The organism is Dyadobacter arcticus, assembly GCF_011762185.1.
Taxonomy (GTDB): Bacteria; Bacteroidota; Bacteroidia; order Cytophagales; family Spirosomataceae; genus Dyadobacter; species Dyadobacter arcticus.
In genome coordinates this window covers 767846-783725 of record NZ_JAASQJ010000001.1, presented here as the reverse complement: position 1 = coordinate 783725, position 15880 = coordinate 767846, and the positions used below count along the sequence as shown (strand labels likewise).

Genomic DNA, 15880 nt, shown 5'->3' with positions numbered 1-15880 from the left:
TTAATTTCAAAAAATGAGTAACCGAACATTTGATGGCCAGGTAGCAATAATAACCGGGGCCGGACAGGGCATTGGATTTGAAATAGCAAAACAACTTGCTGCTCAGGGTGCTGGGGTTATTCTCAACGATGCGGACGAAACATTAGCCACTGATGCCGCCCGGACCATACGGGATAATGGCGGAGAATGCGTTGCGTTTGCCGGTGACGCATCGAAGTCCGACATCATTGAAGGCATTGTGGAAGAGGCCGTAAAATGTTTTGGCAAAATCACTATTTCGGTCGCCAATGCAGGGATAACGCTTTTTGGCGAGTTTTTCGAGTATCCGGTTGAAAGCCTGCAAAAGGTCCTTGAAGTAAACCTGATGGGTTCATTTTTACTTACTCAGGCGGCTGCTCGTCAAATGCGAAAACAGAAAACGGGTGGACGCATTTTGCTGATGTCGTCGGTCGTAGGACACCAGGCGCATCAATTTCTGGCAGCATATGCGATGACAAAAGCCGGATTAGAAATGTTAGCGAAAAATCTGGTGCTTGAACTTTCCCCGCACGGAATCACCATTAATACCGTCGCTCCGGGAGCAACGCTCACGGAGAGGACATTGGCCGAAGATCCGACTTATCCGAAAATCTGGTCGGCGATTACACCCATGGGACGCCCTGCGATTTGTGAAGATATTGCAAATGCAGCGTTATTTCTGCTCTCACCGCATTCAGGCCACATTACCGGCCAGAGTCTGGTGGTAGATGGCGGCTGGACTTCGGTAAGCCCACTGCCGGACCTTAGTAATCTGGATGTCAAAAAGTAATGAGTCTAGTCTCCAAGGCCTGTGGAAAAGAGCTGGGCTTCGAGGTCGTCAATGCTACCGTCTTTTGAAAGAAATAACTCTCGCGGTTTCGAAGAAGCTGCGGGGGTAATGGTCATAAAAATACGGTATTGCTCGTCCGAGATGATTTTCAATGCTAATGCTCTTTTCAGAACCATTGGAAAAGGTACTTTGAAAAAGTTAGCAATGTCGGAAGCCAGGAAATCCGGGATTTTTGAAATATCATTCCTAAAAAAACTCTCTACCTCTTTATAGGGAAGCAATGCTTCAAAAATTAATTGCTCAGAGCGGGCTGCGAGTGATGTTGTACTGGCGTACAAAGTTTGTAATCCCAGCGAAACGGTTAGTAAATGAATCTGATAATTACGCTCATTGATCTCTGACGCTGCATTCACAAATACCCATCCTTTCTGGCGATAGATAGCCGAAAATCCCTTGAAAATTGGGTCGACATTGTGTAATTGAGCAATCTTAACACCCTCAGGATAAGGCAACTTATGCCCGATCTGGTGCACAATATCCTGTGCGTAAGAGATGTCCGCAACTTCACCGGCAGGTTCAATCATCCAATCGCCATTGATCAATCCTTCAAAAAGCTGATCTGCCTTTTTCCTGCTTTCTACTTGTCCCAATTGCAGGACCGTACGGTTGCCGCGAACCGAGAAGTCAAGAAGAAGCTGGTTTTTGGGTTGCTTTTTAGCCATTATGGTGGTAGTGTTGAGGTGAGAGGTTCAAAGATACTGCCTTCCTCTTTTCACTCCTACAACCTTTTTCAATTTTATCTCCACTGCAAGGTCGTCAGCAATCTTACCATGTCCTTTTGGAGGTAGTCAATAACTGGTGCCAGCGAATCATTTTTACTGGCTGTCGGGAAATAGATAGCGCCTCGAAGAAAGTGAATGGTACTATCCGTTGTGTAAAACTGGTAGGGGCTGGGAACGTCGCCTTCAATCTTAAATATCATCGCCGTAAGTCCAGCCGGAGTTAGGATTCTCTGTTCCTGGATGGAAGAAGCGCGTATCTGATGCTTAACGGTTAATTTATAGCTGTCATTGATGTAGTCTTTTAATTTAGCTGCATCATGATTGATAGGCTTGTAAGTGATCTGAATGTTTGCGTTAAATGCCGGATAGTTGATAAAAATCCAATCTTTTCCTGCCGTCGCAAACGTATCGGGAACGACCTCTGCATAATTAGAGAATTCGAATGAGTAAGGATATATCCCTGCAAGTTTTTGATAACGATGAGCTGGGAGCACAATGCGGTTATATCCTTTTGGCTTTGGAATATAGCTCTGCTCCTCTTTGCCACAAGAAAAGAATACTATTACGAAGGCGATGAGAATTTGAGGAAACCGTCTCAACATAAAGTTTGTGTTCACGCGGTGATGCGCAAAACTAACGAAAACCTGCTATGATTATTCCACCGTAACCGATTTGGCTAGGTTCCGAGGCTGATCCACATTCCTGCCACGCATGACGGCAATGTAGTATGATAGCAATTGCAAAGGAATGACGGAAACAAGAGGCGTGAGCATTTCATGGGTTTGCGGTACTTCAATCACAAAATCCACCATGCCTGGAATAAGTTTATCTCCTTCGGTAACAATTGCAATAACTCTTCCCTTTCGTGCCTTCACTTCCTGAATGTTGGACACAATCTTTTCGTAAGAGCTATCCCTGGTTGCCAAGAAAACCACAGGCATATCCTCATCGATCAATGCGATCGGGCCGTGCTTCATTTCAGCGGCAGGATAACCCTCGGCATGGATATAGGAAATTTCCTTCAACTTTAAAGCCCCTTCCAGCGCAACAGGGAAATTTAATCCTCTTCCTAGATAGATAAAGTTTCGAGCGTAAGTGAAAATGAAAGCGATCTCCTTGATCTTGGAAGCATTCTCAAACACTTTCGCCACTTTTTCAGGAATATGTTCAAGCTCTATTAATAATTGCCTGTAAGTCTCTTCGGTGATGGTGCCTTTTCGTTTAGCCATTGCGATCGCGATCAATGTGAGCACAGTCACTTGGGCAGTAAATGCTTTGGTGCTCGCAACACCTATTTCCGGGCCTGCGTGGGTATAAGCTCCGGCATGTGTTGCGCGGGCAATGGAGGAACCGACTACATTGCATACCCCGAAAATCGTTGCGCCTTTGGACTTGGCTAATTCTATCGCAGCCAGCGTATCTGCCGTTTCGCCGGACTGAGAAATAGCAATTACAATGTCTTTTTCGCTGATCACGGGATTTCTATAACGAAACTCCGAAGCATATTCCACTTCCACATTGACTCGCGCAAGCTCCTCAAAAAGATATTCGGCCACTAAGCCAGCATGCCATGAGGTACCGCAACCGACGATAATGATCCGGTCAGCCTCGGCCAGCTTATCCAGGTAGTTATTAAGACCTCCAAGCTGTAAATGTGCATCTTCCGACCGCAACCTTCCCCGCATGCTATCACCTATGGATCTGGACTGTTCGAAAATTTCCTTGATCATAAAATGGTCGTAACCGCCCTTTTCGATCGTTTCCAGCTCCATTTCAAGTTTTTGGATGTAAGGAATCGTTTCGGTGTTGTCGAGATTTTGAATACTAAGCTTACCGTCTTTGATGATTGCTACTTCATAGTCGTCCAGATAAACCACGTCTTTGGTATACTCGATGATCGGTGTAGCATCGGAAGCGAAGAAGAACTCATCTTCTCCTACTCCAATAACCAAAGGGCTTCCTTTCCTAGCTGCAATCAGTTGACCCGGATGATCCACAGACATGACAACGATTGCATATGCGCCTACCACTTCTTTCAGTGCCAGCTTGACCGCCGATTCCAGCGAGCCCGCGGTCGCCAAATGTATATCTTCAATGAAATGAATGAGCACTTCTGTATCAGTATCACTCAAAAACACGTGGCCTTTTTTGATCAGGTTTTGTTTGATCGAAGCATAATTTTCAATGATACCATTGTGAATGATCGATAACCTGCGATTATTGGAAAAGTGAGGATGCGCGTTAACATCATTGGGCTCGCCGTGCGTCGCCCATCTCGTATGTCCTATCCCAATCGTTGCGGTAAGATTCTTGCCTGCCAGCTCATGTTCCAGGTCCGATACTTTGCCTTTTTTCTTGTAAATATTAAGTTTAGCATCTTCGAGCAGCGCAACGCCTGAACTATCATAGCCCCGATATTCCAGTCGTTTAAGACCTTTTAGGATAAGTGGAAGTGCCTCCCTATTCCCAACATAAGCAACGATTCCGCACATAAGATTTTAACATTTAGTGAAAGTGTATGCAACAACTTTGGCAAATAAATGCTAATAATGGCTGCTTAGCAAGCCAGTTTTCAACTGATTGCTAAAAATTATCCAATTTATGGTAAGTGCTCGAACACATCAGTTTAAATTAAAACCAGAGGTATAGACACAAAAAAACCGGCGATTTTGAAATCGTCGGTTTTTTTAATGTTAAAATATCTAGCTCACCAGGTCAGTATACAAATTGTAATACGACTCGGAGAATTTCTCTACATGCTCATCCATTTGAACGCGTTTTGGAGCACTGTTGAAAATTTCGTTCAGGCTGTCGCTGCAATGATCATCTGCTTTTACAACAGCATCAGCATAAGCACAGCCTATTTTTACAAAACCTTCAAAATCTGCTGAATGCAAATGGGCGAGTGCCTCATCACTTACATCCATCGCTTTCGCTTTGCTTTGCAAGTCGGCATCAAATTTAAAATCAAAAGCATTATTATGTACTGTAAATACACTTTTTGTATCCTTAAACATCGGATCATTGCGATACGTCGTTTTCAAATAAAGTGGAATTAAAGCTGTCATCCAGTCGTTGCAGTGCACAACGTCGGGTGCCCATCCCAATTTCTTTACAGTTTCCAGTACACCTTTGCAGAAGAAAATCGCACGCTCATCATTGTCATCGAAAAAGTTATTCTCTTTATCGAAGAATACCGACTTGCGGTGGAAATAATCATCATTATCTATAAAATAAACCTGAAGCTTCGCGTTTGGGATTGAAGCAACTTTGATGATCAATGGTTTTTCTTCATCTCCTACAGTAATATTGATTCCTGACAGTCGAACTACTTCATGAAGCCGGTTTTTGCGTTCATTGATAAGACCAAAACGCGGAACGAGAATCCTGATTTCTGCACCTCTTTCCTGCATTGCCTGAGGAAGTTTCCTTACGTAATCGGCAACATCTGTGGTTTGGAGGAAGGGATTGATTTCACTGGCTACATATAAAATTCGTAGTTTCTCCATAGATCTTTTAGCAGTTTGTGAAAAAAAGTTTTGCAAAATTATACAAAAAAAATCGCAATTTCAAAAGTTATTCCAAACTAATTGTCATATTGCGCCCAGTTTGGGAAGCATCTGCCCCAAAGTTTCGAAATCCTGCGCCATAGCCCATTTTTTACATATAAGCAACGGGATTCGTTTGATTACTCCTCAGATTTCGCTTTTAAATGGAAGTATTTACTTCGGTCCAAAGCCTCCGGACTTTTCTCAATCTCCAAATTTCAATTCAGAATAGTATTGGTTTAGTACCTACCATGGGAGCCTTGCATGAAGGCCATTTATCATTGATAGAAAAGTCGAATTTTGAGAATGACGTGACCGTCTGCAGCGTTTTTGTAAACCCTACCCAATTCAACAATCCCGAAGATCTGCTCAAATATCCCAGGACCCTGGATAAGGATCTGGATATGCTGGATAAGGCTGGATGCTCAGCCGTGTTTGCGCCTTCTGTTGAGGAAATGTATCCGGAACAACCGGCATTGCAATTCAATTTCGGATCATTGGAAAATGTCATGGAAGGGTCTTCCAGACCGGGACATTTTAATGGGGTTGGAATTGTCGTTTCTAAATTTTTCAATCTGATCAAACCGCACAGGGCTTATTTTGGGCAGAAAGATTTGCAGCAGGTTGCAATAATTCGAAGGCTGATTATTGACCTATCCTTTGACATTGAGCTTATTGTTTGTCCAACGGTCCGTGAAAAAGAAGGCCTGGCAATGTCGTCCCGCAATACAAGGCTGAGCAAGGAAGAAAGAGAATTGGCTCCACAAATCCACCAAATACTCAAACTAGCAAAGAGTGAATTGATAAATGGTACTTCTGTTGACCAGGTGATTAAATTGGCCACGAAAGAATTTGCAATGGCAAAAGCCTTTACCCTGGATTATTTTCAGGTTGTGAATGTCAAAACACTCCAATCCATTGAACAAATTGGCCATGAAGGAACTAACGCTATTTGCGTAGCTGCGTTTCTTGGGCCCGTGAGGTTAATTGATAATCTGGTTTTTTAATAAAAAAGACCTTACAGGTTTTGAAAACCTATAAGGTCCGGTCTGGCCGAGATCTCCTGACGTCCGACTACGACAATTTCCAGTCGCCGCGATACTTACGCTTTACGAACTGATTTGCTTCATCAAAGTTCGTCACCTTCATATTAGTACCATCCCACAGCAACTTTTTACGCCCCGGGAATTCAAATCCTTTGCCATCTGCTTTCGCCTGGCGCAAGGTATAGCTACGAATACCCAGGTTACCCATAATAACGGTTTCAGTTAACGGTCCAGAATAATCAAATGACGAAGTCAAAGCCTTATGCTCTTTACTGTTGAATCCAGCTTTACAAGCATCTGACCAGGAAACGTGGTGACCATATTCTGGCATGGTCGTGTATTTATTGCCAAAATCGCCTTGCTTGTATTCCAGCTTGGTTCCGTCTTTCAGATATACTTTTGGATTAATACCATAAGTTCCGCAAGTCATCACGCCTTTTTCACCGATCAATAACACACCGTTGCTGCTATCTGGCTCTCCAAGCGGATCGTTTGCAGGAATCAGCTCAGGGTGGAACGGGCGAAGACCGCCGTCATGCCAGGTAAGCGTTACTTCCGACTTATTGACCTTGTTTGCAGGGAATTTCAATTGCACGCGGGAAGATGGCGGGCAACCTTCTGGGATGTATTCAGCAGTCCAATCTTTAATAAACACCTGTCCCACACTGCATTCCAATTCGGTAGGGTAGCCTAGCCCAAGCGTACGGAAAGCGGGATCAATTAGGTGGCAGCCCATGTCGCCAAGTGCGCCAGTACCAAAATTCCACCAGCCACGCCATTTGAACGGATGCCATGCGGGATTATAGTCAACCCATTCGGCAGAACCTACCCAGAGTTCCCAGTCAATGTCCGCAGGAACATCAAATTTTCCGGTCGGGACGGGGATTCCTTGCGGCCATACCGGACGATTGGTCCATACATGCGCTTCGTGCACATTGCCGATCAATCCTTTTGTAAACCACTCTTTCATTTGGGTTTGAGCAGGATTTGAAGCTCCCTGATTTCCCATTTGAGTGACCACTTTGTACTTACGGGCAGCTTCCGTCAGCATTCTGGCTTCGTAAATATCGTGCGTCAGCGGTTTTTGCACATACACGTGCTTGCCTCGCTGCATGGCTGCCATCGCAATGATGGCATGCATATGATCGGTTGTGGAAACTGTAACGGCATCGATATCCTTTTCCATTTCGTCAAACATCTTGCGGAAATCCTTGTATTTCTTCGCATCCGGATGCAGCTCGAAATTCTTTTTAACCTGTGCCTGCCCCCAGTCCACATCACACAATGCGACAAGGTTTTCTGTTCCCTTATTCCAGGCGTTATTAGTATCCGAAAATCCCTTACCGCCTACACCCACTCCGGCAATGTTCAATTTGTCACTTGGGGCACGGTAACCTCTTCCTAACACATGGCGTGGGACTATAAAAAAGCTGCCAATTGCTGCCGCTGTGGTCTTTTGTAGAAAATCCCGGCGGTTTACATCATTCGGTTTATTCTCTGTAGTCATTTGGTTTTTTTTAAATAAGTGGATAATATATTGATTAAAGCATCTTCATTTTAAATATTACTTAAAGCTAGTAGAACACTTACCCTGAGCACTAAACGATAGCTGGAACGCATATCAAGAGCGGTATGTTTTGAAGGCTGGGTATTATTCCTTTAACTTTGGGAATTAATGCATTTAAGTAAAATCTCGACCTATATTAACGGGTAATGCAAATCACAGTAATGAAATCGAAGATTCACCGGGTTAAGGTGACTCAGGCAGAACTGAACTACGTAGGCAGTATCACGATTGACGAAGATCTGATGGACGCCGTCGGATTGATTGAAAACGAACAGGTACATATTGTCAATAATAACAACGGTGAACGCTTTGTAACTTATGTTATCAAAGGTGAAAGAGCTTCCGGAATGATCTGTTTGAACGGCGCTGCCGCCAGAAGAGTGCAGATCGGAGACATTATCATTATCATTGCTTATGGTACCATGAGCCAGGAAGAAGCCAAGACGTTTAAACCGATGATCGTTTTTCCTGATGATACCAATCACCTTGTCATTTAAGCCTTTCCTTTATTTAATACAGCACATTAGTTCGGAGTAATCTATGAAAAACGTTTTGCGTTACACCATATCCCTTGTACTCGCAGGTGCATTAATCTGGTTTGTTTTCAAGGATATTAATTTGGCAGAAATGCTGGACCGTTTCGCAAAATCCGATTGGCGCTGGATAGCAGTATCCTGCTTTTTTCTAATTTGCGCCCACGTTACCCGTGCCTGGCGCTGGGGAATGCTAATGGAGCCGCTCGGACACAAACCCAAACTTATCAACAGCTCAGTTTCCGTTTTGACTGGCTATTTTGCCAACTATATTGTACCAAGAATGGGTGAAGTGACCCGTTGCGGTACGCTTTATCGTCTGGAAAGAATCCCCGTTAACCTTAGTTTCGGTACCGTTGTGGCTGAAAGGATTTTTGATGTGATCATACTCGTGATCATGATCGGGTTGAATTTCATTCTGGAATTCGACAGGTTAAGTGCCTTTTTTACTGACTTTTTTCAAACAAAAATGGCCGGCGGAAACGCTGGCACTGGTAGCGGAATGCTTTTGGGGATCCTGGTTGGCGGATTGGTTGTGGTACTTGCGATCGCTTTTATTCTTTACACAAATCTGGCCCTTCGAGACAGGCTCCAGCAAAATGCGATCATTAACAAGATTATCGTTTTTGCGAAGGGAATGCTTGAAGGTTTGTTAAGTGTTCGCAGGCTGCGCAGTCCCGTATTGTTCATTTTGAGCACGATTATGATTTGGGTGCTTTACTACCTCATTTCCTACGTGCTGTTTTTCTGCATTCCCGAAACTTCCAATCTCGGCCCTCTTGCAGGGTTAACCTTACTAGTTGTAGGCGCCATCGGGATGACGGCCCCAACGCAGGGTGGAATTGGGGCGTACCATCTTTTAGTAGGGAATGTGATGGTACTTTACGGACTCTCCCAAAATGATGGCATTACCCTGGCTACCTTCATTCATGGTGCCCAGATGATTTTTATGCTGCTCATTGGTGCTCTGGCTTTTTTATATGTTTTAATACAAAACAAAAAAGTAGTTAGTGAGCCCGCACAAGTATCTGCGGATAATTAATCCCTTATTTCTGATAGTCTCCGAATGCGAAAAATTAGTATGATACCATATTATTTTTCCAAAATCCTCTAATGCTTTAATAATGAATATAACAGAAAGCAAAATCCTCCGGCTGGAAGAAGCAATACCGACTGTTGAAGACTGGCAGCGCGCAGGACAGAAAGTGGTTTTTACTAATGGATGTTTCGATATTGTGCATTTGGGCCACATTGACTATCTTGAAAAAGCGCGTGCGCTTGGTGACAGACTCATTCTCGGGCTAAATACCGATGCATCGGTAAGCAGATTAAAAGGACCTTTGAGGCCCGTTGTAAATGAATATGCAAGAGCAAGGCTGATGGCCGCGTTATCTTTTATAGATGCTGTCATTTTGTTCGATGAACCGACGCCAAGTCAGTTGATTGAAGCAATAAAACCTGACATTTTGGTCAAAGGAGATGATTATACAGTCGAAAACATTGCTGGCGCGGATTTTGTTTTGGGTAATGGAGGTGAGGTAAAAACGATCGCTCTTGTAAAAGGCTATTCGACTACCGCGCTAATTGAAAAGATAAAACAAGGATATAAATAACAAGACTATGATGGGAGCGTATGTGATTGCCGGCCTTGTAATGCTGATTAGCTTTTACGTGCAATGGCGTCTGAAAAAAAAGTTTGAAGAATATTCTCAGGTTGGGCTGAGTAATGGAATGAGTGGGAAGGAGATTGCGGAAACGATGCTTAGGGAAAGCGGGATCTATGATGTGAGAGTTTTGTCTGTCGAAGGCAGGTTAACGGATCATTACAATCCGAAGGATAAAACGGTTAACCTTAGTGCTGATGTGTTTCATGGAAGAAGTGTAGCTGCGGCGGCAGTAGCATCTCACGAATGTGGACATGCCGTACAACACGCGACGGCTTATAAGTGGTTGCAATTCAGGTCGCAAATGGTGCCTTTCCTCAGCATTGCTTCGCAGTATATGCAGTGGGTCATATTGGCAGGGATCTTTTTGATCAATACAACTGCTATTCCTTTGGCTATTGGCGTTGCATTATTTGCAGCAACTACACTTTTCAGCTTTATAACATTGCCTGTTGAGTATGATGCAAGTAACAGGGCTCTTGCCTGGATTCAGAAAAACAGGATCGTGAACGAGAAAGAGTACATTATGTCTGCCGATGCATTGAAGTGGGCTGCTCGGACTTATCTCATTGCAGCGATTGGTTCATTAGCAACATTGCTTTACTATGTGAGTCTTTTGATGGGCCGAAGAGATTAACTTGTCAACCTGAGCGGAGTCGAAGGCGTTACCGACAATTAGTAGCGCCTTTGACTCCGCAGGTTGATAAACTATTTCTTCTTCTGATTCCAATACACAACCAAATTATGAGTTGAGCGGCCAGAGGCAATAATATCCAGGTCTCCGTCCCCATCCAGGTCCGTTGGAATGAGATCTTCACAAGCGATTTTGATCTTTTCGTCCAGGGTATATTCCTGCCACTTTTTCCCCTCTGCATCTGAGCCTACATAAATCCTTACCCCCGTTTCTCCGGTAACATTCGGGTTTCGCCAGCCCATCACGATCTGATCTCTACCCTGTCCAAAGAAATCAGCGCAAGCGAGTGCATGGCCTTCTTTGATCTTTTCTGTTAAAACGGTTCTGTTATCTTTTGAATAAACGACCAATGAACTTCCGTGCATGGGTTCAATGGTTGCTGTAAACAATTGGTTTTTACTAAGGCTTCCAGTCCTGATCTCTCCTACACCTTTATCTGCCACCATCCAATTTCCGGAAGGTGCCCAACCGTCTGCTCCATTCAAGAATACCTGCACACCTTCCTTTCCGGCAACGGAAAGCCCCAGCATTCTCCCCGGCACCTCCATGGGTTGAAGATTATGCGTCATATGCATATTGGTTTCCAACAATTCGTAGCCCCAAATGCCTATTCTTTTTTCGGGAACATCAAAAACAATCAGTTTCACGCCAGCTCCCTCTCCGCCAACATTTCCTTCACCATGCAATGGCAGTACAGAAAGCTGAAAAGCGCCGTCAGCCTTCTTTACCCATTGCATTCTGTGAATTGTAACTTCATGATGCAAGCGGACTGGTTCCCAGGGTCGGGTTCTGTCATCCGGAGCCGCCATATAAAAGACAGCGCCTGATTGTTTGGGATTTTTTGTTTCTGAGGGATTCCAGCCGGCTCCAACTGCTACTTCTACTTTGCCATCGCCATCGATATCGCGGGCAGCGATGCAAACATTATCCTGCTCGGTAAGGTCTTTTCCAATGACATACCTGATCCACTGCTTCTCTCTTTTACCAGGATTTTTATACCAAACGATTTCCTTCTTATCTGCTAAAAGAATATCCGTTTTACCGTCTCCATCCACGTCACCTGAGGCAACACCATACCCAATGCTGATCTTTTCATCAATTACTTCGCCATTGAATGTTGCCGTTTGGGAGAATGTTTTTACAGTTGATAATAGAGCTATAAAAAGCAATAATGGTGTCCTCATATCGTCAATTCTACTTCGTGAAAGGTCATAAACGTTTTTACCTATTTTTTCACAATATACTTCAAAATCTTACCACGTATTCCGAAAGAAGAGTTTTTTGTGCGGCTTTGACTGCCTTTGCATACTTTTGTAGATTAATTCGAATCAATTCATTCAACATGAAAACTGTCCCGCTGCATCAAGTTCACAACCGGTTAGGCGCAAAAATGGTACCCTTTGCAGGTTTTGAAATGCCTGTCCGCTATACCTCCGACCTGGATGAGCACCATGCTGTAAGGAATAATGTAGGCGTTTTTGATGTTTCGCACATGGGCGAATTCAGCCTGAAAGGGCCGAAAGCGTTGGACTTAATCCAGAAAGTAACCTCCAATGATGCTTCTACTTTGTATGATGGCAAAGTTCAATACGGTTATCTGCCGAATGCAAGTGGAGGAGTCGTGGACGATCTGCTCGTATATCGCATCAATGCGGAAGAGTTTATGCTTGTTGTGAATGCTTCCAACATTGAAAAGGATTGGGATTGGATTCGGAGCAATAATAGTGAAGGCGTCCCGATGGAAAATCTTTCGGATGACCTCTGCCTTTTTGCAGTACAAGGGCCTAATGCGACAGCAACGTTGCAAAAACTAACCGATATTGATTTGCCGGCAATGGAATATTATACATTCAAGATCGGCAAGATGGCAGCGATCGAGAATGTCATTATTTCGGCGACTGGCTACACAGGAGCTGGTGGTTTTGAGATATATGTAAAAAATGAGGACGCCGAGAAAATGTGGGCTGAAATCTTCAGGGCAGGAGAAGAATTTGGTATAAAACCTGTGGGCCTGGGTGCCAGAGATACTTTGAGACTGGAAAAAGGTTTTTGTCTTTATGGAAATGATATAGGCGATACAACTTCCCCATTGGAAGCAGGATTGGGTTGGGTTACCAAATTCACAAAGGAATTTATCAATTCCGAAGAACTCAAAAAACAAAAAGAAGCAGGTTTAAAACGAAAGCTGACAGGTTTTGAAATGATCGATCGGGGAATTCCCAGAGGACATTACCAACTATGCGATTCAGATGGTGCCCAAATTGGAGAAGTTACATCAGGCACGCAGTCGCCGACGCTTCAAAAAGGTATTGGAATGGGATATCTGCCAATCGCTTACAGCAAACCTGATACTGAAATTTATGTTAAGGTTCGAGATAAGTTATTGAAAGCCAGAACTGTTAAACTTCCTTTTGTCAAAAACTAACCTCTACAAAACCTATTCCGTTTCGATTTCATTTTATGAAACAACTTGATGTTTGCCTTACCCCTGATCTACTTCATCTACATAATCTAAATAATTCAATTGTTGTAGTTGCAGACGTTTTCAGGGCCACTTCCTGTATGGTGACAGGCCTTGCATACGGGGTTAAAAGCATTACTCCCGTCGCAACAATCGAGGAATGTAAGTTTTTGCAGGACAAAGGTTTTATTGCAGCTGCCGAACGTGACGCCAGAAAAGTAGAAGGTTTTGATTTAGATAACTCGCCATTCAGCTATATGAATGAACGGCTCATCGGTTCACAGATCGCAATGACTACCACAAATGGGACGCTTTCTATCGCAAAAGCGAAGGTATCCGCAGTAAAGGTCATGATCGGATCGTTTTTGAACCTGGGTGCTCTCGCCAATCATCTGAGATCCGAGCCTTACGATGTACTGGTCCTTTGTGCAGGTTGGAAGGGAAGGCCAAACCTTGAAGATACCCTTTTTGCGGGCGCATTAGCGGACGCGCTGAAAGACCAGTTTATGCTACTGGAAGACGGAACTTTAATGGCACAAAGGCTTTTTGACCAAAGCCGTGGAAACCTGATGGCAAGCGTTTCTAATTCATCACACGTCAGACGCCTGCAACGACTGGGAATTCAGAAAGACATCTCTTATTGCTTACAAACCGATTTGTACGACATTGTACCCATTTTGCGCGGCAGCACGCTTGTCGCAATGAACTGACACACAAAACCACCGATCCTACATGTTTAGATTCCTCATATTAATGGTTTTTGGGCTGATTTTCATTTCCGGCCATGTGAATGCCCAAAGAAAAAGTAGCTCCCCAAGAAGGCAGATCCTGGCGCCAAAAAAGAAGACAACCAAGCCTGCGAAGCAGCCAACTCCCTCCAAACGGGATACATCGGTTTTGAAAAAACCTGTACAGGCAACGACGCCAAAAACAGACACCACTGGCAATGTTGATTCTTTAAATGTAATTGGCACAAATGAACAATCTCAGGACACATTAACGGAAAAAGAAGCAGAAGACAGACTCGAAAAATCTGCAAAACCAGCTGCTGACAGTATCCGATCTTACAAAATCATTGTTGATGACATTTCATATCTATCGGTATGCCCTGGAACTATCATTGCTATCCCTTTTAAAACCGAGGGGCCATTTGATGAAGACAATACTTTTATAGCCCAATTGATAGATGCCACTGGAAAGACGGTACCTATTTCACTTCCGGTCAAAAAAAGCCCGGTAAAAGCTGTAATTCCTTCCTACAAAATCGGAGGAGAAGTATATCGCATACAGATCGTGAGTTCAATACCGGTCGTCAGAAGTCAAGAAGTGCCTATCCGTCTTTTGCAGGCACCAACAGGAAGGATTGAGTTTGTTGATGGTACGCAATCTGTAAGGATAATGCCTGGACAGGAGGCGCATCTTCGGGTCAATTTGAGTGGCGCGGCTCCATGGTCTTTTATGTTGTCGGATAGCACGATTGTATATCAAACATTGTCTAATCCACATTATATTTCCGTTAAGCCCAAAGATGTCAAAGCTTACAAGCTCCTGGGAATTTCTAATGCATGCGGGAGTGGCGTCACCTCAGGAGAAGCGATTGTGAATGTCAACAATAATCCCGAGCCGAAACTAGAATTAAAGGAAGTTGAAAAAATTGCCAAGCTTTGCAGTGGGGTGCCATTTCAGGTTCCATTTAATGCGACCGGAAAATATAAGGAAGGCAATCATTTTGTGGTTCAGATCGCAGAAAGAACAGGCGCTTTCAAAACAATTTCCTCTCCCGACACCAGCGGCTACATTAATACTGAAATCCCCGCCTCTTACAAACCCGGCGAATACCGTTTACGGGTCGCATCTTCGGCTCCGTATCTAGTAAGTCAAACAACTAACGTAACCATTGTATCTCCCACGACAACCGTTTTGCAAACGGATTCGCTGCGCCTGGGAGAAAATGAAACCGGAGAGTTATCATTAAAGTTTGCAGGCGGCGGTCCCTGGTTTGTGCTTTTATCCGACGGCACTTATGAAAATAACATTCAGGAGTCTCCATATAAAATCAAGGTGAAACCACTTTACGACACCAACTACCAGATCACCTCGGCAGGTGGCTTATGTGGGGTTGGTAAATTTTCAGGATCAACAAAAGTTTCTGTTAAAAGCGCTCCTGCCAGTATAACCTTGGAAAAACTACCTCAAAACCTGGTTTGTTCAGGTTCGACCATTGAGATTCCTTACAAAACAGAGGGACGTTACAATCAGGGGAATAAGTTTGTGGTACAAATCACGGATAAATCGGGCCGTTTTGTGACCTTACCTACCACTGTGACGCCAACAACCATGAATGTCAAAATTTCCGGAACTGCATTAGCTGATACGATCCGCACACAAAAAATCCGGATTATATCTTCGTCACCAGCCGTTTCCAGTGCGATTGAAGAAATTGATGTGATCGCTCCAGACAAAGCTGTGGGTGAAGTATCAGGACGTGCAACCGTCACAGCGGGAAGATCAACGCGGATACAACTGAAATTCAAAAATGGCCTTCCGCCATGGTCATTTACGTTGTCGGACGGTACTGCTATCAATGGTACTTTTCTCAATCCTTATTTGATTTCTGTTTCGCCAACATCCACCACAGAATATAAGATCAGCTCGTTAAAAAGCGGTTGTGGGAGCGGCTCGGGTAAGGGTTCTGCGGTTGTTACTGTTGATAATTAATGGTTTGCGGTTAATCATTCATAAATATATCTCACCCTAGTGATGTTATAATTTGAATA

Annotated in this window: 15 protein-coding genes; 9 read left to right on the top strand and 6 right to left on the bottom strand. The window is 43.9% G+C overall.

The features are described from left to right. Window positions 1-13: 13 nt before the first annotated feature. Window positions 14-808, top strand: a complete 795-nt coding sequence (locus FHS68_RS03370) for an SDR family NAD(P)-dependent oxidoreductase (protein WP_167267205.1) — start codon at window positions 14-16, stop codon at window positions 806-808. Window positions 809-813: 5 nt separating this feature from the next. Here the strand turns inward: FHS68_RS03370 and FHS68_RS03365 are convergent, their stop codons facing one another. The 4 genes from FHS68_RS03365 to FHS68_RS03350 form a co-directional block, all read right to left on the bottom strand. Continuing rightward, window positions 814-1530: a hypothetical protein gene (locus tag FHS68_RS03365; protein ID WP_167267204.1), complete on the bottom strand. Its 717-nt coding sequence runs from the start codon at window positions 1528-1530 to the stop codon at window positions 814-816. 74 nt (window positions 1531-1604) lie between these two features. Further along, window positions 1605-2192 carry a gliding motility lipoprotein GldD gene (gene gldD, locus FHS68_RS03360; protein WP_167267202.1) on the bottom strand — a complete coding sequence of 196 codons (588 nt, stop codon included), beginning with the start codon at window positions 2190-2192 and terminating at the stop codon, window positions 1605-1607. Between the two features lie 51 nt (window positions 2193-2243). Further along, a complete protein-coding gene (gene glmS / locus FHS68_RS03355) occupies window positions 2244-4082 on the bottom strand; it encodes a glutamine--fructose-6-phosphate transaminase (isomerizing) (RefSeq protein ID WP_167267200.1) in 1839 nt (612 codons plus the stop codon). 210 nt (window positions 4083-4292) lie between these two features. Continuing rightward, window positions 4293-5099, bottom strand: a complete 807-nt coding sequence (locus tag FHS68_RS03350) for a glycogen/starch synthase (RefSeq protein ID WP_167267199.1) — start codon at window positions 5097-5099, stop codon at window positions 4293-4295. Between the two features lie 203 nt (window positions 5100-5302). Between FHS68_RS03350 and panC the strand changes: the two genes are divergently transcribed. Continuing rightward, entirely contained in the window at window positions 5303-6145 is an 843-nt protein-coding gene (gene panC / locus FHS68_RS03345) for a pantoate--beta-alanine ligase (RefSeq protein ID WP_167267197.1), read from the top strand. Window positions 6146-6212: 67 nt separating this feature from the next. Here panC and FHS68_RS03340 read toward each other — a convergent pair whose 3' ends face one another. Next, entirely contained in the window at window positions 6213-7691 is a 1479-nt protein-coding gene (locus FHS68_RS03340; protein WP_167267196.1) for a Gfo/Idh/MocA family protein, read from the bottom strand. Window positions 7692-7897: 206 nt separating this feature from the next. Here FHS68_RS03340 and panD point away from each other — a divergent pair, with 206 nt between their 5' ends. From panD to FHS68_RS03320, 4 genes are all read left to right on the top strand, one after another. Further along, the gene (panD, locus tag FHS68_RS03335; RefSeq protein WP_167267194.1) at window positions 7898-8248 is read left to right on the top strand and encodes an aspartate 1-decarboxylase; all 351 of its coding nucleotides are present in this window, start codon (window positions 7898-7900) and stop codon (window positions 8246-8248) included. Window positions 8249-8291: 43 nt separating this feature from the next. After that, window positions 8292-9326 (top strand): lysylphosphatidylglycerol synthase transmembrane domain-containing protein, encoded by a 1035-nt coding sequence (locus FHS68_RS03330; RefSeq protein WP_167267192.1) that lies wholly within the window; start codon window positions 8292-8294, stop codon window positions 9324-9326. Between the two features lie 82 nt (window positions 9327-9408). Beyond that, window positions 9409-9897: a D-glycero-beta-D-manno-heptose 1-phosphate adenylyltransferase gene (gene rfaE2, locus FHS68_RS03325; RefSeq protein WP_208408149.1), complete on the top strand. Its 489-nt coding sequence runs from the start codon at window positions 9409-9411 to the stop codon at window positions 9895-9897. A 7-nt stretch (window positions 9898-9904) separates the two neighbouring features. After that, a complete protein-coding gene (locus FHS68_RS03320; RefSeq protein ID WP_167267191.1) occupies window positions 9905-10585 on the top strand; it encodes a zinc metallopeptidase in 681 nt (226 codons plus the stop codon). Window positions 10586-10656: 71 nt separating this feature from the next. On the opposite strand, the gene FHS68_RS03315 is transcribed toward FHS68_RS03320, so the two are convergent. Beyond that, a complete protein-coding gene (locus FHS68_RS03315) occupies window positions 10657-11826 on the bottom strand; it encodes an FG-GAP repeat domain-containing protein (protein WP_167267189.1) in 1170 nt (389 codons plus the stop codon). Between the two features lie 158 nt (window positions 11827-11984). Here FHS68_RS03315 and gcvT point away from each other — a divergent pair, with 158 nt between their 5' ends. Genes gcvT through FHS68_RS03300 form a run of 3 tightly spaced genes read left to right on the top strand, consistent with a single transcriptional unit; the run spans window position 11985 to window position 15821 of the window. Continuing rightward, window positions 11985-13067: a glycine cleavage system aminomethyltransferase GcvT gene (gene gcvT, locus FHS68_RS03310; protein WP_167267187.1), complete on the top strand. Its 1083-nt coding sequence runs from the start codon at window positions 11985-11987 to the stop codon at window positions 13065-13067. Window positions 13068-13102: 35 nt separating this feature from the next. Next, window positions 13103-13813 (top strand): 2-phosphosulfolactate phosphatase, encoded by a 711-nt coding sequence (locus FHS68_RS03305; protein WP_167267185.1) that lies wholly within the window; start codon window positions 13103-13105, stop codon window positions 13811-13813. Window positions 13814-13835: 22 nt separating this feature from the next. Beyond that, on the top strand, window positions 13836-15821 hold the full coding sequence (locus tag FHS68_RS03300) for a hypothetical protein (protein WP_167267184.1): 1986 nt from the start codon (window positions 13836-13838) through the stop codon (window positions 15819-15821). Window positions 15822-15880 lie beyond the last annotated feature (59 nt).

Coding starts and splice junctions, on each gene's coding strand:
- FHS68_RS03320 (WP_167267191.1), top strand. CDS start 9,905: ATGATGGGAGCGTATGTGATTGCCGGCCTTGTAATGCTGATTAGCTTT.
- panD (WP_167267194.1), top strand. CDS start 7,898: ATGCAAATCACAGTAATGAAATCGAAGATTCACCGGGTTAAGGTGACT.
- FHS68_RS03305 (WP_167267185.1), top strand. CDS start 13,103: ATGAAACAACTTGATGTTTGCCTTACCCCTGATCTACTTCATCTACAT.
- FHS68_RS03300 (WP_167267184.1), top strand. CDS start 13,836: ATGTTTAGATTCCTCATATTAATGGTTTTTGGGCTGATTTTCATTTCC.
- FHS68_RS03340 (WP_167267196.1), bottom strand. CDS start 7,691: ATGACTACAGAGAATAAACCGAATGATGTAAACCGCCGGGATTTTCTA.
- FHS68_RS03315 (WP_167267189.1), bottom strand. CDS start 11,826: ATGAGGACACCATTATTGCTTTTTATAGCTCTATTATCAACTGTAAAA.
- FHS68_RS03365 (WP_167267204.1), bottom strand. CDS start 1,530: ATGGCTAAAAAGCAACCCAAAAACCAGCTTCTTCTTGACTTCTCGGTT.
- rfaE2 (WP_208408149.1), top strand. CDS start 9,409: ATGAATATAACAGAAAGCAAAATCCTCCGGCTGGAAGAAGCAATACCG.
- gldD (WP_167267202.1), bottom strand. CDS start 2,192: ATGTTGAGACGGTTTCCTCAAATTCTCATCGCCTTCGTAATAGTATTC.
- panC (WP_167267197.1), top strand. CDS start 5,303: ATGGAAGTATTTACTTCGGTCCAAAGCCTCCGGACTTTTCTCAATCTC.
- gcvT (WP_167267187.1), top strand. CDS start 11,985: ATGAAAACTGTCCCGCTGCATCAAGTTCACAACCGGTTAGGCGCAAAA.
- FHS68_RS03330 (WP_167267192.1), top strand. CDS start 8,292: ATGAAAAACGTTTTGCGTTACACCATATCCCTTGTACTCGCAGGTGCA.
- glmS (WP_167267200.1), bottom strand. CDS start 4,082: ATGTGCGGAATCGTTGCTTATGTTGGGAATAGGGAGGCACTTCCACTT.
- FHS68_RS03350 (WP_167267199.1), bottom strand. CDS start 5,099: ATGGAGAAACTACGAATTTTATATGTAGCCAGTGAAATCAATCCCTTC.
- FHS68_RS03370 (WP_167267205.1), top strand. CDS start 14: ATGAGTAACCGAACATTTGATGGCCAGGTAGCAATAATAACCGGGGCC.